This window comes from Brochothrix campestris, from assembly GCF_046058945.1.
In the GTDB taxonomy this organism is placed as follows: Bacteria; Bacillota; Bacilli; order Lactobacillales; family Listeriaceae; genus Brochothrix; species Brochothrix campestris.
The window spans coordinates 2078138-2098659 of record NZ_CP175511.1 but is presented as its reverse complement, the minus strand read 5'-3'; the positions used below and the strand labels follow the sequence as shown (position 1 = coordinate 2098659).

Sequence of the window (20522 nt, the reverse complement as noted above, 5' to 3'; positions counted from 1 at the left end):
ATTGTAGACAAAGTCGAATTAAACTTCTTGTTCTGCGAAAATAATGCAAGCGACTTTGACTACAAGGTAATATCGTTTATAAACTAGTAAGTCAATACTGAATTATTTTTCCAAATACACGTATTTTAGAGCTGTTAAAGCATACGGATAACGTTTGAAGTTTTTTAATTGAGGATTTTCGAGTGACGCAAGTGCGTTTTGATAAAGAGGTGCTAATGCGGCATCCTCTTGCACGGCTAGTTTTTCGGCTTCAATAAAAGTGTTCCAACGTTTTAATGGTTCAGTGCCATAATCGACGGCAGCCTTTGTGATGAGCTCATCATAAGCCTTATCGTTATAGCCCATAGAATTGCTGACTGCATCTGATTTCAAGGTATCAAGATAAGTTGTGAGATCTTGGTAGCCTGGTCCCCAAGCTGTTAATTGAGTTTCGTAGTCTTTTTTAGTGTTGAGTTCAAGTCGACTTGTCTTTGGGACAGTTTTGATTTCGACTTTGACACCAGGTAGGTTTGTTTGCCATTGATTTTGAATATATTCGGCTGTCGGTTTACTGCCATCGGTGTCATCGTTGAGTAATTCGAGTGTAAAGCTGTCTTTGCCAGTTTCAGCTTTTGCTTTTGCGTAATACTTTTTAGCAGCAGCAACATCATAGGCCGTTACCGCACCGGCATCTTCTCGGAAATCTTTGCCTGTATCGGGATTAGCAACGAAATCTTTCGGAATGAACCCTTCAGCGGGGATGGAACCATTTGATAAGACATGCTCAGTTAAGCTTTTCGTATCGATTGCAGCTTTCAGTGCCTTACGTAAATTGAGGTTATCTAAGCCGGTTACCGCTGTGTTTTTTGTTTGATTGAATTTAATATAATAAACAAATGAGCCGGTTCGCTTCACGAAGTTATCGTTTGTTTTATATTGTTTGGCATAGTCTCCAGTTAAGAGCACACGATCAATTTCACCTGTTTCAAATAAGTTAGCACCTGTGCCTGAGTTTTCAAGGAGGTGATAGACAAATGTTTTTGTTTTGACATTTTTTTCGTCCCAGTACTTCGTATTTTTAGTAAGCGTCCATGAATCGGAGGCTTGTTTCCAATCTTTCATGACATAAGGGCCATTGTATAAGATGCGGTCGCTATCTTGGGCGTATTTTTCACCCTGTGCTGTTACGAATTTTTCGTTTAAGGGGAAGAAGACTGAGAAGGACAATAAAGTATCAAAATAGGGAACAGGACGTTCAAGCGTTACCTTTAGCGTATCAGCAGCGGTGGCTTCAACGCCTAACTCACTATTTTTTTTCTTGCCTGCAATGATGTCGCTTGCGTTTTTCACAACACCATCGAATAAATAAGTATAGGTTGACGCTGTTTTTGGATCGACTGCGCTTTTCCAAGCATATTCAAAATCAGCAGCGGTGACTTTTTCACCATTGCTCCATTCCGCATCTTCACGGAGCTTAAAGGTGTAGACTGTTTTAGCTTTATTTGTGGTTGTTTTTTCAGCAATTGCTGGAACGAGTTTTCCATCAAGATTATAACTATAAAGCCCTTCGTTTGTTTGATTTAAGGCTTGGATACTTGTTTCGTCTGAAGCGACACGTGAGTCCATCATCGCAATGTTAGATTGAGCACTCAATTTTATTTTTGAAGCTGTTTTGGAGCTGTTGGATTCATTGGCCGAACTATTGCCACAGGCTCCTAATAGTACGGCGGTCATTACAATTGAGCTCCCTACAAGTGCTTTTTTGCGAATGCTGGTCTTTGTCATTAATATTCCTCCAATTCAGATAGTTATATCATTTTGTTTATGGTGTTGCTTTCAACTATATAACAGTCTGAATATTCTGTAAATAAAAATAAATAAATTACTAAAAAAGGAATCGGTCGGGGTTAATCGTTCTCATAAATCGAAAAAGCCAGCTCCGCAATTAGTGGGCTGACTTTTTCGATTGCACTTCCGACAGTTTTATCAGGTTGCTGCACTTTTATTTTTCTAAATAAACATATTTCAACATCGTGCTAGCGTAAGGGAAGCGTTCATAGTTTTTAAGTTTCGCATTTTCTAACGATGCAACAGCATTTTGGTATAACGGAGCTGAAGCTGCATCTTCTTTGATTAATTGTTTTTCGGCTTCAATATACGTGTTCCAACGATCAGCTGGTTTTGTTGCTTCATCAACTGATGCTTTAACTAATAGATCATCGAAGGTTGGGTTGCTGTAATCCATCATGTTATAAGATGATCCTGTTTTAAAGAGATCGATAAAGGTTGATGGATCTTGATAGTCTGGTCCCCAACGAGTCAGTTGTGCCTGGAAGTCACCCGATGCATTTAGTTCAAGACGGCTCTTATAAGGCAATGTTTTCAATGTTACTTTTACACCTGGTAAGTTTGTTTGCCATTGATCTTGAATGTACTCAGCTGTTGGTTTACTACCATCGGCATCATCATTGAGCAGTTCAATTGTAAAGCTTGATTTACCGGTTTCTTTTTTAGCGAGTGCTAAATATTTTTTAGCAGCGTCGGCATCAAAGTTAATGACCGGTTCAGCATCTTCACGGAAATCTTTACCTGTTTCAGGGTTAGCGACAAAATCAGCAGGAACAATCCCTTCAGCAGGAATAGAACCGTTTGATAAAACGTGTTCTGTTAAGCCGTTTGAGTCAATCGCGGCACTTAAGGCCTTACGTAAGTTAACGTTGTCTAGGCCTGTTTTAGCAACATCGACTGATTGACTGAATTTAACGTAATAAATAAAAGCGCCAGCGCGGCTCACGAAGTTGTCGTTGCTCTTATATTGTTTGGCAAAGTCACCTGTTAACTCGGCACGATCAAGTTCACCAGTTTCAAATAAGTTGGCACCAGTCCCTGAGTTGGCAATGACGTTATAGACAAATGTATCGGTTTTTACATTTTTAGCATCCCAATACTTTTTGTTTTTTGTTAATGTCCAAGTGTCAGATGTTGGATCCCAATTTTTCATTGTGTAAGGTCCGTTAAAAAGAATGTTCTCACTACTTTTAGCATAATCAGCACCTTGTTCTTTCACGAAATCTTCATTCAATGGGAAGAAGACTGAGAAGGCAAGTAACGATTCAAAGTAAGGTACTGGTTTTTCGAGTGTTACTTTTAGTGTTTCGTCATCAATCGCTTCAATGCCTAATTCAGCGGCATCTTTTTTACCAGCAATGATGTCAGTCGCATTTTTGACAACACCATCATATAAATAAGAGTATTGTGATCCTGTTTTAGGATTAACAGCACTCTTCCAAGCAAATTCAAAATCGTCAGCCGTGACATCATCGCCGTTGCTCCAATGTGCATCATCACGTAATTTGAAGGTGTAGATGGTTTTATCTTTATTGGTCGTCGCTTCACTCGCTGCTGCAGCTGGAATTAATTTTCCTTTTAAATCGTAGCTGTAAAGCCCTTCGTTTGTTTGATTTAACGTTAAAATACTCGTTTCATCTGTTGCAAGGCGAGAATCCATGTAAGAAATGTTCGTTTGTGAACTTAGTTTAATCTTTGATGCCGTCTCCTTGGATTTACTATCTGTCGCCGAATCACTTCCGCAAGCCCCTAATAATACGGCACTGATGATGACTGATGTTGCAATGGTGCCTTTTTTTCCTAATGCTCTCAATGTCATGATTATCCCCCCAATTAGCGTTCATCTATCCCAATTCAAGATAGTGTTATCTACAACTATACATTATTCAGAATAGTCTGTAAATAGTTAAATGAGAATTTTCTGAATATTTAACAAAAGTCTCCTGGAGGTTATTGCTTTATTTTTGAAAACGTACACGCTATAATATGATTAAGTTGGTCTTGGGAAACTTAGTTAGTCAAGACTAACAAAAGGAGGAGCTATGAAAGTAGAACATTTGTCAGTTGCTTATGGCCAAGTAACCGTGTTAGAAAATATTAACGTCACGCTTCGAAAAGGTGTGTTAACGGGCATAATTGGTCCCAATGGTGCGGGGAAATCAACTTTTTTAAAAGCGCTTGTGGGATTAGTTCCAAGTGATGGGGTTATCACCTACGATGATTTCGACGCTAAAATGGCATATGTGCCTCAGCGACAAGCAATTGATTTAAGTTATCCCATTACGGTATTTGATATGGTCTTAATGGGAACCTATCCCTCATTGGGGCTGTTTCAACGACCGGGTAAGAAAGAGCGTGCAGCTGTGAAAAAAAGTTTAGTTGCGGTCGAGATGGAGAATTATGCACAACGACAAATTTCTGCTTTATCCGGAGGTCAATTGCAACGAGTTGTAATTGCGAGAGCATTGGTGCAAGAAGCTAATGTTTATTTGTTGGATGAACCGTTCGCAGGCGTTGATATTGTGAGTGAAAAAATTATTATGCATCGTATTCACAGCTTACAGCAACAGGGGCACACCGTCATAATTGTGCATCATGATTTAACGAAGGTGCAGGAGTACTTTGAAGATGTTCTGTTATTGAATAAAACGACAGCGATTCACGGCAAAGTTGCTGACGTATTTACGAGCGAAACAATCGCGCAAGCATACGGTATCGCAATTAATTTATAGGAGGTGGTTTCGATTTTCTTTGAAGCGTTAGGCGAGTATAACTTTTTACAACAGGCATTAATTACAGCCATTTTAGTCGGCATCAGTTCAGGCATTATTGGTAGTTTTGTCGTATTGCGTGGAATGTCGTTAATGGGTGATGCCATCTCACACGCAGTCTTGCCAGGTGTTGCCATTTCATACATGTTAGGCATTAACTTTTTGATTGGTTCGACTGTATTTGGAATACTAGCTGCCTTAGGGATTGGGTTCATTACGGAGCGTAGTCCTTTGAAAAACGATGCCGCAATTGGGATAATTTTAAGTTCATTTTTAGCATTGGGAATGATTCTAGTGACGATTGCTAAAAGTTCAACTAATTTATATCACATTTTATTTGGTAATATTTTAGCTGTTCAACGGACCGACCTATGGGTCACCTTAGTCGTGACTTTGTTAGTCATTGTGTTAGTCAGTTTGTTTTATAAACAATTAGCGGTGAGCACCTTTGATGAGATAATTGCTAAAAGTTATGGTGTTAATACAAAGGTTATTCATTACTTTTTGATGGTATTACTGACGTTAGTGACAGTTGTCGCCTTACAAACAGTCGGTGTGATATTAGTGGTTGCAATGTTAATTATCCCAGCATCAACCGCTTACTTATTAACAAATAAACTCGGTCAAATGATTTTTTTAGCGGTAACAATTGGTGTGCTCAGTGCAGTCGTCGGACTCTATGTGAGCTTTGTGAATAACCTTGCCTCGGGTCCTTGTATTGTGATGTGTGCAGCCGTGTGTTTTGTCGTTGCGTTTCTAATGTCAAAAAAAAGTTCGATCCGTCGGATTAAAAGCTAAGGGGAGATAAAAATGACTTTTAAGAAAAAAACAGCTGGTTTGCTAATAGTTATCGCCTGTTTGACGCTGTTACTAACAGGCTGTGCCTCGTCAAAAACAGCAGAAACAGCGGCTGATAAGATGCAAGTGGTCGTGACCAATTCGATTTTAAAAGATATGGTTGAACAGGTTGGCGGTGAACATGTCTCGGTACATAGTATTGTACCGGTCGGGCAAGATCCCCATGAATACGAACCCTTACCGATTGATACGGCCAAAACAGCAGCGGCTGCGCTTATTTTTTATAATGGCCTCAATTTGGAAGTCGGTAATGGGTGGTTTACTAAATTACTTGATAGTACCCAACAAAAAGACAAAGAAAATGAGGTCACTTTTGCAGTTTCTAAAGGGATTAAAGCAATTACGTTAAATGGAAAAAAAGAAAAGGATCCACATGCTTGGCTCGATATCAACAATGGGATGCGTTACATTGATAATATTACAGCTGTACTCGCGCAAAAAGATCCAACGCATAAAGACAGTTATCAGAAAAAGGCGACGGCTTATAAGGATAAGTTAACAAAGGTCGATCAACAAGCCCGGATGAAGCTGGCGACGATTCCAACTGAACGAGCCGTGTTAATTACGAGTGAGGGTGCCTTTAAATACTTTAGCAAGGCTTATGGTTTGAAGTCTGAGTATATTTGGGAAATCAACTCCGAAAATGAAGGGACACCAGCGCAATTAACGCGGATTATTGATTTAACAAGAGCGACGAAAATACCGAAACTATTTGTCGAAACAAGTGTCAATCCAAAGAGCATGGCAACCTTGTCACAAGAAACGAAGGTGCCGATTAATGAAGGGAAGTTATATACAGATTCGTTAGGTGTACAAGGCTCATCGGGAGCGACCTACTTAGCGATGATGGAGTGGAACATCACGCAAATTTACGAGGGGTTAAAATAAGTTTAATTATTTATCTGAAAAGGAAGCTTCTAACGCAAAAGATACTGTTGCTCCCGTATGGAGAACAACAGTATCTTTTTTATGTGTTTTGTGTTGTGAAACCATCAGAAAAATATTCGAATTGTTGATAGTTTTCCTCCGTAATACCTTGTGTAGCCAATAAGTTATGAGCTTTTTGTTGAAAAGCTGTTTCACTTATCAATGAAGCTGTTTCACTTATCAATGAAGCTGTTTCTCCATTGAAAAGGTATTGGCTAAGAAGATGTTGTAAGGAATGTTGTTGTTGTTTCGTTTGATCGAGTTCTAATTCTAACGAGAGCAATCGACTTTTTAAGCGCATATAATCATTCATAGTATTTGCTTGAGCAGAATGAGCGTTTGATGTAGCAACAGCAATGCTTGAAAGCGTGTGTAAACCATTAATTAGTTGGTGAACATCTGTTATTTTTTCAGCGTTTTCTGGGTTATGCGAAAGTATTTGGATATTGTTCATTGTATCGGAAAAAAGGCGGACGATTTCGGGATTCGAATAGCTGTGTGTTTCTCTTTGTTTGTTTTGTAATTTTCTTCTTTGTTGTGCTGATTTTTCTTCTTTTGATTTTCGTTTCCGGCCCGGTTTGCGTTTATGGATATCTTCAACTTGAATGAGCTGCTTTTTCAATTTATAAAAAGTGTTTTGTAATTGACTAGGTGTTTTGGGGAAGATTGCTGTTTCGTTAGCGCTTAGCATTACTGAAATGTCAGCGATTTTAAGGCCTTGATCTGAGCAGAAATGATAGGCGAGTAATAATAATTCCAACTCACTCTTTAACCAGCTGATATCAGAATGTTGATATTTTTCGATACCGCCTCGTTGTTCAATTTCAGTATAAGTATCACTGAGTAGTTGATTGAATTTCGATGCAGTTTCGAAATCAATGCCATATTTGATTGTTAAATCATTTAGCCTGGTGTTACTATGTTTTTTTTTGTCTGTTGGAAAATCTCTTAAATCTAAAAAAAATGAAATGAGTTCTGTTTTTTTCAATTGTTATCGCTCCAATCTAAGGTAATGTTTTATTAAATAAAATAATATTCGTTAGGATACGTTCATTCTGCCATACGACTACTAGCTTGTAAAACATAAAGAGTTAGTACAAAAGACTAAATGACAGTAAAAAAAACCCATCACCTTTGCAAAGCAAGTAGTGACGGGTTTTTTTGATAAAATTTGAGTGATTCATCAATTTATGCGTAATTCAAGGCATAAATTGATGAATCATTTAATGGTTAAAGATTGTAGCTGTTCCTCGACAAAAGAACGCTTAGCGCCCGTTGCTAAAAGGGCGGCGGCAGTGTAAGCACCTTCGATAAAAGCAGTATCGTAAATGACGATGTTTTTAGCGCTTAGTTCAGCAACCATTTCAAGATTCATCTTGGCGCTACCTAAGTCATAAAAGGCATAAATTTCGTCGCCGCTATTATTTGCTAAGGCAGCTTCAATGACAGAAAAACTCGTGCCGATTTCACCGTCATCGTTGCCACCTGAAAAAGTAATCGGCACATCTTTTGCGGCTTCTTTTAGTAAGCGAACGACGCCTTCCGCCAGTTCGGGAACGTGTGAGACAATAACAATACCAGCATTAGTCATCCAAGACACCTGCTTTCAATAAATTATTAAAGAAGAAGCCTGATGAGGCTGCCCCTGGATCGATGTGACCGATTGAGCGTTCGCCTAAGAAAGAAGCGCGACCTTTTGTAGCAAGGAGGTCTTTCGTAGCATCAACCGCCTCTTTAATCGTTGTGGTTGTAAGGTCATTTGCGCGAATGTGCGCAATGCTAGGCCCCCAAACATCGAGCATGGTCTTTTCTCCGACCGTCGATTTTCCACGCTTAGCAACCATGTCCATTCCTAATTGTAAGGCGTCGGCGAGTTCGGAATTCGCTAAAACAGTGCCGCTAATGTTGCTCATGCCCATAAAGGCAGAGCCATATAATGGGCCAGAAGCGCCGCCAACTTTGCTTAATAACGTCATTCCAGCCAGTTTGAATGTTTCTGATAAAGTGCCAGGTTGTTTTTCGATAAGTGCTTCTTTTAAAGCAAGTGCCCCACGTGACATATTGACACCGTGATCACCATCACCAATTGGTGAATCTAAATCACTTAAATAGGCTTTATTAGCAATTAAGTCATCACAAAACAAGTTGAGGGCAGTCATTAAATTAGCATTAGTTAACATTGGTTATTCCTCCTTTAATTCCATGCGATTGTTGTAACGGGTTCATTAAGCCAATCAAGATAGCGTGAGTCAGTCAAGGTTAGAACAGTCAACGAGACACCTGCCATATCGATGGCCGTCATATAATCCCCTAGTTTTTTAAAAACAATTGAAGCGCCTTTTGCTTCAAGCAGCCGTAAGGCGTCGTTAGCAAATACATATTGCTCCATCAACGGTGTCGCCCCGAGTCCATTAATTAAGACCGCAATCGATTGTTGCTCTAATGAAATACTTCGTTCCAGTGTGTCGACCAACTCGGTTGCCATTTCAGCGGATGTTTTTAATTTTTCACGACGGTATCCGGGTTCACCATGAATACCAATCCCGAATTCAATTTCATCAGCTCCTAATTCAAAACCAGGTTTACCGACTTCAGGTACCGTTGCCGGATTTATCGCAAGACCTAATGTTTTGATATTAGGAATCAGTGCATCGCCAATTGCTTTTAACTCGGCGAGCTTCAATCCCGAACGCGCAGCGGCGCCGAGAATTTTGTGTACCAAAATCGTGCCAGCAACACCACGACGCCCCTGTGTATAGGTGCTATCCTCAACCGCGATATCATCATCGACAATAACAAAGTCAACCGCAATACCTTCCATCTCTGCTAAGTCTTTCGCCATATCAAAATTCATGATATCGCCACTGTAATTTTTAATAATTAACAATACCCCTGCGCCACTATCTGCAACTTTAATTGCCTCAAGCACTTGATCAGGAGAAGGAGAGGTAAAAACAGGGCCGCAAGCAGCGGCTGCCAACATACCATCACCAACGAAACCGGCGTGTGCAGGTTCGTGGCCACTACCACCGCCGCTAACAAGTCCCACTTGGCCAGCTGACTGTGCCACTTTAGCGATTACAGAAGTGCCCGGCACACGATAAACGAGCTCTTTGTGTACAGTCGTGAGTCCCTCTAACATTTCATTAACAATATTTTCTGGTGCATTCATAATTTTTTTCAAATCAATCACTCCTTTTGTTGTATACGCTTTCATTTTACATCTTAAAGAAACAAACAGCAACTCCTTACTGGAGTAAATTCTGTTTGATTTCTTGAATGGTTGTGGCAGTGAGGCCACAGTCTTGTATTAAATACTGTTCAACCGATCCGAAATTGGTTGTAATAATCGTCAAGGCGGCATCTAAATAACTTTGACGGACCATTCTAATCGGCGCTAACGTCTCAGAACTTAAACGATTGAAACTAATCACTTTTAATAGACGAGCAGGTCCTCGTATGGAAGAGGTGAGTTCATCATTGGATGCGAGATAATGTTCTAAAACATCGTCATATGAGGCGCCAAGTAATAACTGGATGAGGGCACTGATAAAGCCTGTGCGATCCTTGCCGGCAGAACAATGAATCAGTAATGGTAATTGAGTGGCATCAGCCAGAAGAGTGAAAATTGTTTTGATTTCAGGTTGGCAATAGAGTACCATGTTTTTGTACGTATCAATCATCAACCGTTCGAAGTCAGCCTCAGTCGCTTTGCGCGTGATTAATTTCAATGTTTTTTTAGTGAAAAGTTGGCGGCTCTTATCGACTAATGGGACGTTGACAACATTATCAAAATCATATTTCGTATGTTGATAACGTTTTTCAACCAACGTTCTCAGATCACAAACTGTTGCGATACGATAAGTTGAAAAGGCTGGTGAAGCAGCTTTAACTTGCGCAAGATTACCCGATCGGTAGAGTGTTTCTTTTTTGATACATCGTCCATCTGCAATCTTTAAACCACCGATATCACGGAAATTGATAATGCTTCGTTTCATATGGGAACTTCCCTTCATTAAATGAAAACGCCAATTCAATCCGAAATTGGCGCTGCAGTATGTCTTTATTTTGCTTGGATAATTTCAATTCGATAACCATCTGGATCGGTAATGAAGTAATAAGAGGCCGCATTATTTGCTAAGCTTTTTAATGGACCAACATCAAATCCTGCTGCTAAATGACGCGCGTGCGTTGCTTCTAAATCATCAGATTCAACCGCGATATGACCATATCCTGTTCCGATTGTATACGGTTCTGTTTGGTCATAGTTATACGTTAATTCGAGTTCGTATTCATCCGTTGTTAACGAATTACTCAAATACACTAACGTGAATTTTGCATCAGGAAAATCGCGTTCTTTGACGATTTCAAAATCGAGTGCTTCTTTATAAAATGCGATGGATTCTTGTAAGTTTTTGACACGGTAACACGTGTGTAACATTTTAAATGCCATTTTTGTCAGCTCCTTTAGCTAGTTACTTTAATAGTAGTACATAAAAACAGTGATATCAACTGAATTGCTTAAAAAACACTCAGAAACAGCCTAGCTAGATTTAAAAATAACTTTCCACAAAGATAGCGGTAGCCTAGTGTTAGGTGTAAAATAGTCGTTTAATTGGAGTGAGTCTTGTTGAAGTAGTTCTATATCTTTGTTAAGGTTATAGGATAGTAGTAAGTGTTTTTTGGTGAATAAAAGGTCAAAATAACCAATTGGTTACTACGAAAGGATGGTTTAAATGTCGAAGTTCGAAGTCAAAGAATTAACAAAAGTGTTCGGTAAAAATACAATTAAAGCATTGGCTTTATTGGATAAAAAAGCATCAAAAGCCGAGATTTTAAAACAAACAGGTGCAACTGTCGGTGTTAATCGCGTCTCTTTTAATGTCGAAGAAGGAGAAATTTTCGTCATTATGGGCTTATCAGGAAGTGGTAAGTCAACACTGATTCGTTTGTTAAACCAACTGATTGAGCCAACATCGGGTGCGATGTTATTAGATGGTGAAAACTTAGCGACAATGACTAAAAAAGAATTGATTGATGTGAGACGTCGCAAGATGAGTATGGTGTTTCAAAATTTTGGTTTGTTTCCAAACCGCAGCATTCAAAAAAATGTCGAATTCGGTCTCGAAATTCAAGGTGTAGACAAAACAGAACGCTTCAAGTTAGCAGAAGAAGCCTTGAAAACAGTAGGATTAGAAGGATATGGTGAACAATACCCTAATCAATTATCGGGTGGGATGCAGCAACGAGTCGGCTTAGCACGGGCGTTGGCAAACAATCCGGATGTACTCTTGATGGATGAAGCTTTCTCAGCGTTAGATCCGTTGAATCGAAAAGATATGCAAGAACAATTGATCGAATTGCAGGCACATTTACAAAAAACAATTATCTTTATTACACATGATTTACATGAAGCCTTGAAAATTGGTGATCGCATCATGATTATGCGTGATGGTTCAGTTGTTCAAATTGGGACACCTGAAGAAATACTAATGAATCCCGCGAATACCTATGTTGAAGAATTTACAGAAGATGTCGATCGCTCGAAAGTATTGACTGCTGAAAATGTAATGATTCGCCCGACAACAATTGACATAGAACGTCGTGGCCCACGTTTCGCCTTGAAGTTAATGGGTGAAGAAGGTTTATCAAGTATTTTTGTAACGAAACAGCGTAAATTAATCGGTATGGTACATGCACTTGAAGTGTCAACCTTTATTAAAAAGAGTGAAGGTGAATTTTCTGATATCATCCACCGTGATATACCAACTACTGATGCTGATACACCAGTCAATGATTTAATCGAAGAAATGTCAAGCAGTCCTGTTCCGATTGCGGTCCTGAAAGATGAGAAGTTTATTGGGATTGTGATTCGTGGCTCATTACTAGCAGCGTTATCGGGAAATGGGGGCGATGAATAATGGATAAACTACCAAAATTACCATTAGATGTCTGGATTGATTGGCTTGTTGATAAATTAACGTTATTTGAAGGTTTTTTCAATGTCATCACAAATATTATTGGCGGTATCGTTAATGGTATTCAATGGGTATTCGATTTAATACCTGAATGGCTCTTTATTATCCTCTTGTTAGCTGTGATTTTTGCTGTTACACGAAAATCAAAAAAATATGGTTTATTAGTGTTTGCACTAGTTGGTTTACTATTGATTTGGAATCTTGGTTTTTGGCGCGATATGACACAGACGTTAACGCTTGTCATTACAAGTAGCTTAATCACCTTCATTTTTGGTGTGCCATTAGGGATTTTGATGGCTAAAAGTAAAACAGCTGAAAGTATTATTCGACCAATCCTCGATTTCATGCAAACGATGCCGGCCTTTGTTTATCTTATTCCGGCCGTTGCCTTCTTTGGTATCGGAATGGTACCTGGAGTTGTTGCATCCGTTATCTTTGCGATGCCACCAACGGTCCGGATGACGAATCTTGGTATACGCGAAGTGCCGCTTGAGTTAACCGAGGCATCCGATTCGTTTGGTTCGACAGCATGGCAGAAATTAATTAAAGTACAATTGCCACTAGCGAAACCAACGATTATGGCCGGTATCAATCAAACGATGATGCTAGCTTTATCGATGGTTGTTATCGCTTCAATGATTGGTGCGATGGGACTAGGAACACAAGTATACTTTGCTGTTGGGCGTAACGAAGCAGGTGCTGGCTTTACTGCCGGTATTGCGATTGTCATTGTAGCGATTATTTTAGACCGAATGACGCAAGCCTTTACGGCTAAAAGAAAGTAGGGTGATGAAATGAAAAAATATACATTAGTATTTTTACTGCTCATCACTACTGTTTTGTTGGCGTCATGTTCGGAGATTGCTGCGTATGATGACCACGAAAAACTTGGCAAGCAAATCAACTATACGATTACTGGCATTGATGCGGGCACCGGTATTATGAGTGGAACAGATAAGGCCTTATCTGTCTATAATTTACGAGAAGATAATTGGCAGTTACAAACGAGCTCGACAGCGGCAATGACCAGTACGTTGAGTAAGGCGATTAAACATAAACAAGCAATCGTTGTTACAGGCTGGACACCACACTGGATGTTTACCAAGTTCGATTTGAAGTTTTTAGATGATCCAGAAAATGTCTTTGGTGGTAGTGAGAACATTAATACGATTGTCCGAAAAGGCTTGAAGAAGGATAAACCAGAAGCATATACGGTACTTGATCGCTTTAATTGGAAACCAGCAGACATGTCAGAAGTGATGCTGCAGGTGAATGATGGTGATGATCCACAGGTTGCTGCTGCAGCTTGGGTGAAAAAACATGCAAATGAAGTCGCTAAATGGACGAAGGATGTACCTAAAGTTAAAGGTGAAACCTTATCGATGACGTATGTCGCTTGGGATTCTGAAATTGCCTCAACTAACGTGATTGCGGAAGCACTACGTGGTGTGGGCTATGACGTTACCATTCAAGCAATGGAAATTCAGCCAATGTGGATTTCAATCGCAACCAACAAGGCTGATGCAATGGTTGCGGCTTGGTTGCCAAATACATCAGGTAAATTGATGCAAGATTATAAAGCCGATATTGAAGACTTAGGTCCGAACTTAAAAGGTGCTAAAGTTGGATTGGCAGTACCGACCTATATGACAAACATTAATTCGATTGCCGATTTGAAGAATAACTAAAAAAAGGGTGTTCACTCGATGATATTGAGTGAACACCCTTTCTTTACATACCGGATTTTTGCGAGACTTTCTCGGTATAACTTGTCTCATATCCGTCCAAGCTTTCTAATGGCATTTTGACGATTTGTTCACCATTTTCAGCTTGTTTAGTGACAGCGGTAATTACTTGTTTCGATTGGCTTAATTTCAAAAAATCGCGTACAACTTGATCTGTTTGGTTGTCTGTACGAGTCGCGAGGATGGTGACATAAGCTTTCGGTACGACAACTTCGATTGTTAAGGCTTTGTCGTTGATAGTAAGCTTTTGCTTGCGAGCAGCTTCGTTCGTGAGAGCAACAGCTTCGTAGTCATCAAGGCGAACCTCATCAGCAGTAGTGAGTAAATGAAACTTAAGTTTCATTGGATTTTTGACGATTTTATTGAGGTCGCCTTTACCATTAAAGTTAGCGTTTAAAGTAATAACCTTGGCTTCGTTTAATAAGACAAGTGCACGTCCCAATTCGGCAGGATCTGCGGGTAAGGCAATCGTGTCGCCGTTGTGTAAATCAGTGAGTTGTTTGTATTTGCTAGAGTACAATCCGAGTGGTGCCCAATAAAGTGAACCGATTGACACAAGGGAATCAAGCTTAAGTTTCTGTTTGGAGTTATCGAAGGCACTGATTGTTTGTGAACCGGCAACATCGATTTCCTTCGCAGCCAAAGCTTGATTGAGCTCATCGTTCGTAGCATAGGTTAGGTAGGTTATTTTTAAAGAGTTATCGCTACTAGCGTCTTTAATTTGTTGCCAAATAATATTATCGGCTAAAATACCCACTTTAATAGAGGAAACAGTTTTTTGTTGTGAACCACATCCGGCTAAAACCAACGTCATTAGCAGAAGGAGGGTGAGCGGTAACATTATTTTTTTTTGCATGAGCAGTCTCCCGTAGATTGATTATGATACAACGATAATCATCAGTTAATGTAAAATAGCATAGCATACAATGGTTATAAGTCAATAATTTTGCTGAGATATGCTAAAATAATATATATGCAAGTTATCCTGACTTGTAAACTAGGAGGTTATTCAATGCAAATTAATCGATCAGAAATTAAAGTAGAAACATTTAATTTTAGTACACCTGAAAAACAGTTTGAGAAAACCACGCCAACAATTGAAACCAATATAATCGAATTAGCACCTGTCGGTACCGATGATAATGAGATGTTTAAAAAAGGGAAAATTTGTCGCCTCGAATTATCATTTGATATTCAATTAGAAGATTTTAAAGTTGTCGGTAAAATTAGTCGAATGGTTCAATTTGTCGATTACTTTGAAGCGGTTAATGAGATAGACGCGGCTATTGTCCGTGAATTGACAGAGGCGCTATTAGACTACGTCCAACGTATGACGTATGATGTTACCGAAATTGCCTTTGACAAGCCAGGTTATAAACTTCAATTTGAAGCGAATAACTAACAGATGATTTTTCAAATTCAATTGACAATGATAATCGTTATCAACTATAATTAAAGATATACTAAGAATTGAGGGGATTACAGATGATTATTGTTACGAATACAATTAAAATTGAACCTGGTTATGGTGAACATGTGATTTCACAATTTACGCAAGGTGATGTGTCACAGCGCATTGCTGACGTTGAAGGTTTCTTAGGCTTTGAATTGTTTCACAACCAAGCAAAAGACGAGTTTGAAGAAGTTGTTGTAACAAGTCGTTGGACGACTGATGAGGCGCAAAAAAACTGGGTGAAAAGCACTCATTTTAAAGAGGCTCATGGCCGTACAAAAGATACACGTCATCAAAAAGAACAACGCAAGGGTATTATTAGTAGTTCAATTAGCCGTTACGATGTTGTACATGAACAGTTACCTGTTCGTTAACATTAATTAAATAGTTATTGATTATCAAACACCGCGATTAGATATGCGGTGTTTTTTTAGTTCTCATATTACAGTCAGGCAACAAATAAGACAGCCGTTTTTTGTGCGATTAAGGAGGAAAGCTCTTGTGATAAGCGATTCTACCTCATTTTGACCGTCCATTAAATATTACAACTATAACAGTTGTGCTCGATTTCAGCATCTGAGCGTTACTAGCTCTTAATTTGAGTGTAACCCATGATATCTTTTTTGATGTTAAAGTTAATACATAATCTTAAGGAGGTTATTAAAACTTATGAATATCAAAAAATTAACGGCAACAATTATGGCAGGATTAACGCTTGCTACTGTGACATTTACAACAACTAGCGCATCAGCTAACACATATACTGTGAAAACAGGTGATTCATTATGGAAGATAGCCAATGAAAAGAACATCTCAATTGAAGAATTAAAGTCATTAAATAAATTATCATCTGATGTCATTTACGCTGATCAAGCTTTACAACTGACAGCTTCAGATGCAACCTATACTGTGAAAACAGGTGATTCATTGTGGAAAATAGCGACAGCTAAACATCTAACTGAAGTGAATCTTAAAAGTTGGAATAGTTTAACGACAGATATTATTATTCCTGGGCAAGTGTTGAAATTAACAGGTAGTTCAGCAGTTGCAACTACCACAGCACCAAAAGCAGAGCAAGCAGCACCAAAAGCAGAGCAAGCAGCACCAAAAGCAGAGCAAGCAGTACCAAAAGTAGAAGCCAATACAACAGGTGGTCGTCAAGTAACAGTGCAAGCAACTGCATATGATGCTGTCTCATTAGGTGGTCGTACAGCTTCAGGTTATCTTGTGACATCAACAAGTGAAAAAGTGATTGCTGTTGATCCGAGTGTTATTCCGTTAGGTTCAACTGTCTATGTTCCAGGTTATGGTACAGCTGTGGCCCGTGATACAGGTGGTGCGATTCAAGGTAATATTATTGATTTAAATATGTCTACAGCTGAAGCGGTTCAATGGGGTCGCCAAACTGTGACTGTGACTGTCAAATAAATATAGTTAAGTTTGGGAGATTAGCATCAGATGGAGAGCGGGACATTTTTCTTGAATAAAGAAGAGTGGCCCTAAGACAAAGTAGTAAACCGATAGGGTTTGCTACTTTTTTTGTCCTTCCAATTATGAGGGAAACAGTTGCGGGTGTTACCTTACCGCCATACTTTGGTGTGTTTTCCTAACGCAACCTCGCGTAGCCCACCTCAAAATGTTCGGAAAAAAAGCCCCACTGAAAAAACTGATTACTTTGTACATACATTTTGTTGTTATAAATTAGAGATAAATAAGGAGCTGGCGTTCCTATAGCATCCAAACAACAAATAGAAGATTGAAAGCAACTTCTATTAATTTCGATGGAAGAACTTGTGCCTAATGATAATCTTGTAGAAAAAAGTGGAGCTGCATGACATTTGATTTGATATCGCCAATGTTTAGTGGCAATAACAAACAAAGTTTCTCTATCGAAAATCAGCGATAGAGCATTCTTTTGTCTTTTTCATATCCTGAATAAGAAAAACACAATCGTTTTCACACATAAAAAGCTGCCAGTATAATGACTGACAGCTTGTTTCATTAATAAACGACGACAGGTGTTCCGACCTTAATGTTATCGTAAATCACTTTCATAACGGCGGGAGGGGTATTCACACAGCCGTGAGAACCGCTCGTTTTATATATGGTCCCGCCAAATTTAGGTCGCCAACCAGCATCGTGTAATCCGACACCAGTCCAATCAATGGGGAGCCAATAAGAAACGGGCTGTTTATAATCTTCACCAACTAAGGTAGCGTTCCGTTCTTTGTTCCAAACTGAGAAAACACCTCGAGGTGTATCGTGTTTTTTACTCGAATCACCTGTAACAACAGCTGTGTCGGTTACTTTTTTTCCGTCTTTATAAAACCACATATGCTGATCAGTTGTATCGACTTCAACATAGGTGCCACTAATCGTATGATCATTGTCACCATATCCCGAACCGAAATGGAGCGGTTCAATCGTTTGATTTTCACCTGTAAGTAGGGCGTTTGCTAACTTTTGTTCGGTATCAGAGGTGTTAAGTGACCAACCATACGTGCCACTCGCCGCTGTCGTAATGGTACCCTTGTTAGTTGTTTTGAAAGAGCGTGCTGTTTCGTTCGTATCATATTTTGCTGCTAAAGTAGCGACATAGTTTGTAATCGCACGTGTATCTGTGGCGATTTCGCCCTTATCTGTAACACGTAACGTTTCGATGATGGTCTTTTGCGGAATACGTACGCTATTTTTACTTATTGCTAATGTGATTGTTTGTTCTTTCAATTTATTTAAGGAAGCTAAACTCGCTAATAACGTTTTATTGGAGGCTAACAAAGTCGGTTTAATATAGGTATCGTTTAAATTAATCGTCGTTTTATCTTTACTGACTGTTGTTTTGATTTTCTTAATCACTTGTTGTAAATCAATTTCATCACCATAAATTTCGTTTTCGAGACTGAACTCGGTTTCGTTTTTAGCGATTGTTGCATTTTTAGACGCGGTGCGTTGACCGTCATTGAGGCTAAGTTGTTCTAATGTTCTCGTTAATTTTTTTTCATCAAGGAAGGTATTCGATGTCGTTTGATAGGACTGTTTCCTTATGAGAGCGATAGGCCAACTAAAGGCGGTCTGAGCTTGTTGTTTTGATGTTAGAAGTTGTTTGAACTGAGCCTTATAGCCAAGCTCTTTTCCTGTTAAAGTGAATCGTGTGGTCTCATTCTCAGTCAAATGATATTTTTTTGAATTGAAGTGATCGGTTAATTTTTTATCGGCTTCTTTGACTGTCAACCTGCTAATCGGTACCCCGTTAACGGATGTGTTAGGTAAGTATGTATCTTTATAGGTATAGGTGATGATACCGTAAATGCCAACTAATAACAGGATAAAGCTAATTAAAAGATTACGCGTTTTTTTAGACATCGTAATAGATGCTCCTTTCGTCTAGACAAATTCACTATTTACTAGCAAATATTACTTTAGAATACCATTTATCTGATGGGAAATCAAAATAACGCGACTGTATGTTTTTATTGGCTGGGTGTTTGTAACTATTGAGGGTGCGGTGTGTTTCTTTACACAAACAAAACAATACCTTTATTACAGCTTTACAATTAGTCGGTATAGTAATAACTGTAAGGAACACCAAACTTGAAATGGAGTGAATGAGATGAAAAAAACAATCGGGTTGTTTTCAATAATAGTGGTTGCGAGCTTAGTGCTGGTTGCATGTGGAAATAATGAAAAGGAAGGAAAAGCGTCAGCAGAAATGACTGGGACGATTACCGCTGTTGGTTCATCCGCTTTACAGCCGTTAGCTGAAGAAGTGGGCAAAGCCTTTACAGCTGAAAATAGTAAGGTGACCGTCAATGTTCAAGGTGGTGGGAGTGGACAAGGTCTCAGTCAAATTGCAGCAGGAACAGTCGATATTGGAAACTCTGATGTATTTGCCGAAGAAAAAACAGGCGTAGATACAGCGAAAATTAAAGATAATAAGGTGGCAGTTGTTGGAATGGGACCAATCGTTAATCCAGATACAGGTGTCACCAACTTAGCGAAAGAGCAATTGGTGGGGATTTTCACCGGCAAGATTACGAACTGGAAAGAGGTTGGTGGCAAAGACTTAGCGATTACGGTTATTAATCGTGCAGAGGGTTCGGGGACACGGGCGACATTTGAGAAATGGGCACTTGATGGCAAGGAATCAGTGAAGGCACAGGAACAAGATAATTCGGGGACAGTGCGTCAAATGGTCGCAAAAACACCAGGTGCGATAAGTTATTTAGCCTTCTCATATTTCGATGACGCAGTAACGGCTCTAACGATTGATAAAGTTAAACCGACAGAAGCCAATGTCCAAACAAATGATTGGAAGATTTGGGCTTATGAACATATGTATACGAAGAAAGATGCAAATAAACAAACAGAGGCGTTTATTGACTACATGTTATCTGATGATGTCCAAACAGGCGTTGTGACTGAGCTCGGCTATTCATCAGTCAATGCAATGAAAGTTGAACGTTCAGTTGATGGTAAAGTAACAACTAAATAACAACGAAAAAACCGTTGAAGCGACACTAGTTAAAGTGTTGCTTCAACGGTTTTTTTGATGCTTAATGTGAAAAGGCAATGCCTAAAATAGCAACGAGTAAAACAATATCAACAATCCACATGACAAGGCTTGTTTTTTGTTTTTTGATACGAATTAACAGCATTTCAGAAACACCCATCATGGCAATCGCTAAGACGGCCTTACCTAAGAAGGTCCAAGTAAATGAATTCATACCGCTGTTATCAATTGCTAAAAAGAGCATGCCGCAGCCAGAAACAAGCATTACGACGTACATTAAGCGCAAGATCATGTGAACGATTGTACCGACTTTGATAACCTTATTACTGTACAACATCGCAGCTGCAATCAATAGCACAATTAAAATCGCCCACGAAGAGGCATGAATCGCTAAAAAAGTTTTAAACATAAATAAATTCTCCATTCTGTAATAAATAATAAACACTCTCTTTA

21 protein-coding genes are annotated in these 20522 nt (G+C 39.2%); 10 read left to right on the top strand and 11 right to left on the bottom strand.

What is annotated here, in order from left to right:
* Positions 1–102 precede the first annotated feature (102 nt).
* Together ACJYYY_RS10405 and ACJYYY_RS10400 are read right to left on the bottom strand one after the other, a co-directional pair.
* On the bottom strand, positions 103–1764 hold the full coding sequence (locus ACJYYY_RS10405; protein WP_408868916.1) for a peptide ABC transporter substrate-binding protein: 1662 nt from the start codon (positions 1762–1764) through the stop codon (positions 103–105).
* Positions 1765–1981: 217 nt separating this feature from the next.
* Entirely contained in the window at positions 1982–3646 is a 1665-nt protein-coding gene (locus tag ACJYYY_RS10400; protein WP_408868915.1) for a peptide ABC transporter substrate-binding protein, read from the bottom strand.
* A gap of 223 nt (positions 3647–3869) precedes the next feature.
* Between ACJYYY_RS10400 and ACJYYY_RS10395 the strand changes: the two genes are divergently transcribed.
* Genes ACJYYY_RS10395 through ACJYYY_RS10385 form a run of 3 tightly spaced genes read left to right on the top strand, consistent with a single transcriptional unit; the run spans position 3870 to position 6344 of the window.
* Positions 3870–4559, top strand: a complete 690-nt coding sequence (locus ACJYYY_RS10395; protein ID WP_408868914.1) for a metal ABC transporter ATP-binding protein — start codon at positions 3870–3872, stop codon at positions 4557–4559.
* A gap of 12 nt (positions 4560–4571) precedes the next feature.
* Positions 4572–5396 (top strand): metal ABC transporter permease, encoded by an 825-nt coding sequence (locus tag ACJYYY_RS10390; protein ID WP_156921128.1) that lies wholly within the window; start codon positions 4572–4574, stop codon positions 5394–5396.
* Between the two features lie 12 nt (positions 5397–5408).
* On the top strand, positions 5409–6344 hold the full coding sequence (locus ACJYYY_RS10385) for a metal ABC transporter substrate-binding protein (RefSeq protein WP_035313632.1): 936 nt from the start codon (positions 5409–5411) through the stop codon (positions 6342–6344).
* A 79-nt stretch (positions 6345–6423) separates the two neighbouring features.
* On the opposite strand, the gene ACJYYY_RS10380 is transcribed toward ACJYYY_RS10385, so the two are convergent.
* The 6 genes from ACJYYY_RS10380 to ACJYYY_RS10355 all read right to left on the bottom strand — a co-directional run bounded on the left by ACJYYY_RS10380 (position 6424) and on the right by ACJYYY_RS10355 (position 10836).
* Entirely contained in the window at positions 6424–7371 is a 948-nt protein-coding gene (locus ACJYYY_RS10380; protein ID WP_051456852.1) for a DNA-binding domain-containing protein, read from the bottom strand.
* A gap of 231 nt (positions 7372–7602) precedes the next feature.
* On the bottom strand, positions 7603–7974 hold the full coding sequence (dhaM, locus tag ACJYYY_RS10375) for a dihydroxyacetone kinase phosphoryl donor subunit DhaM (protein ID WP_035313631.1): 372 nt from the start codon (positions 7972–7974) through the stop codon (positions 7603–7605).
* Complete coding sequence (gene dhaL, locus ACJYYY_RS10370) at positions 7967–8563, bottom strand: dihydroxyacetone kinase subunit DhaL (RefSeq protein WP_035313629.1); 597 nt, start codon at positions 8561–8563, stop codon at positions 7967–7969. The genes dhaM and dhaL overlap by 8 nt, the downstream gene beginning before the upstream one ends.
* A gap of 14 nt (positions 8564–8577) precedes the next feature.
* Positions 8578–9567, bottom strand: a complete 990-nt coding sequence (dhaK, locus tag ACJYYY_RS10365) for a dihydroxyacetone kinase subunit DhaK (protein WP_035313700.1) — start codon at positions 9565–9567, stop codon at positions 8578–8580.
* Positions 9568–9631: 64 nt separating this feature from the next.
* Positions 9632–10381: a tyrosine-protein phosphatase gene (locus ACJYYY_RS10360; RefSeq protein WP_051456851.1), complete on the bottom strand. Its 750-nt coding sequence runs from the start codon at positions 10379–10381 to the stop codon at positions 9632–9634.
* A 65-nt stretch (positions 10382–10446) separates the two neighbouring features.
* The gene (locus tag ACJYYY_RS10355) at positions 10447–10836 is read right to left on the bottom strand and encodes a VOC family protein (RefSeq protein ID WP_035313628.1); all 390 of its coding nucleotides are present in this window, start codon (positions 10834–10836) and stop codon (positions 10447–10449) included.
* Between the two features lie 283 nt (positions 10837–11119).
* On the opposite strand from ACJYYY_RS10355, the gene ACJYYY_RS10350 reads away from it, so the two are divergent.
* From ACJYYY_RS10350 to ACJYYY_RS10340, 3 genes are read left to right on the top strand one after another with little or no spacing between them, the layout of a single operon-like run.
* The gene (locus tag ACJYYY_RS10350; protein WP_035313626.1) at positions 11120–12304 is read left to right on the top strand and encodes a glycine betaine/L-proline ABC transporter ATP-binding protein; all 1185 of its coding nucleotides are present in this window, start codon (positions 11120–11122) and stop codon (positions 12302–12304) included.
* Complete coding sequence (locus ACJYYY_RS10345; RefSeq protein WP_035313624.1) at positions 12304–13146, top strand: proline/glycine betaine ABC transporter permease; 843 nt, start codon at positions 12304–12306, stop codon at positions 13144–13146. The genes ACJYYY_RS10350 and ACJYYY_RS10345 overlap by 1 nt, the downstream gene beginning before the upstream one ends.
* A gap of 9 nt (positions 13147–13155) precedes the next feature.
* Entirely contained in the window at positions 13156–14049 is an 894-nt protein-coding gene (locus tag ACJYYY_RS10340; RefSeq protein WP_035313622.1) for a glycine betaine ABC transporter substrate-binding protein, read from the top strand.
* A 43-nt stretch (positions 14050–14092) separates the two neighbouring features.
* Here the strand turns inward: ACJYYY_RS10340 and ACJYYY_RS10335 are convergent, their stop codons facing one another.
* Positions 14093–14962, bottom strand: coding sequence for a MetQ/NlpA family ABC transporter substrate-binding protein (locus ACJYYY_RS10335; protein WP_408868913.1), 870 nt, complete (start codon positions 14960–14962; stop codon positions 14093–14095).
* Between the two features lie 156 nt (positions 14963–15118).
* Between ACJYYY_RS10335 and ACJYYY_RS10330 the strand changes: the two genes are divergently transcribed.
* The 3 genes from ACJYYY_RS10330 (at position 15119) to ACJYYY_RS10320 (ending at position 16987) form a co-directional block, all read left to right on the top strand.
* Positions 15119–15508 carry a DUF1149 family protein gene (locus tag ACJYYY_RS10330; protein WP_035313618.1) on the top strand — a complete coding sequence of 130 codons (390 nt, stop codon included), beginning with the start codon at positions 15119–15121 and terminating at the stop codon, positions 15506–15508.
* A gap of 83 nt (positions 15509–15591) precedes the next feature.
* Positions 15592–15933: an antibiotic biosynthesis monooxygenase gene (locus tag ACJYYY_RS10325; RefSeq protein WP_408868912.1), complete on the top strand. Its 342-nt coding sequence runs from the start codon at positions 15592–15594 to the stop codon at positions 15931–15933.
* A gap of 295 nt (positions 15934–16228) precedes the next feature.
* Positions 16229–16987: a 3D domain-containing protein gene (locus ACJYYY_RS10320; protein ID WP_051456850.1), complete on the top strand. Its 759-nt coding sequence runs from the start codon at positions 16229–16231 to the stop codon at positions 16985–16987.
* A gap of 573 nt (positions 16988–17560) precedes the next feature.
* Here the strand turns inward: ACJYYY_RS10320 and ACJYYY_RS10315 are convergent.
* A complete protein-coding gene (locus ACJYYY_RS10315) occupies positions 17561–18922 on the bottom strand; it encodes a L,D-transpeptidase family protein (RefSeq protein WP_035313616.1) in 1362 nt (453 codons plus the stop codon).
* A 247-nt stretch (positions 18923–19169) separates the two neighbouring features.
* Between ACJYYY_RS10315 and ACJYYY_RS10310 the strand changes: the two genes are divergently transcribed.
* The gene (locus ACJYYY_RS10310; protein WP_035313614.1) at positions 19170–20051 is read left to right on the top strand and encodes a phosphate ABC transporter substrate-binding protein PstS family protein; all 882 of its coding nucleotides are present in this window, start codon (positions 19170–19172) and stop codon (positions 20049–20051) included.
* A gap of 61 nt (positions 20052–20112) precedes the next feature.
* On the opposite strand, the gene ACJYYY_RS10305 is transcribed toward ACJYYY_RS10310, so the two are convergent.
* Positions 20113–20478 carry a DUF1516 family protein gene (locus ACJYYY_RS10305; protein WP_408868911.1) on the bottom strand — a complete coding sequence of 122 codons (366 nt, stop codon included), beginning with the start codon at positions 20476–20478 and terminating at the stop codon, positions 20113–20115.
* Between the last annotated feature and the right edge of the window lie 44 nt (positions 20479–20522).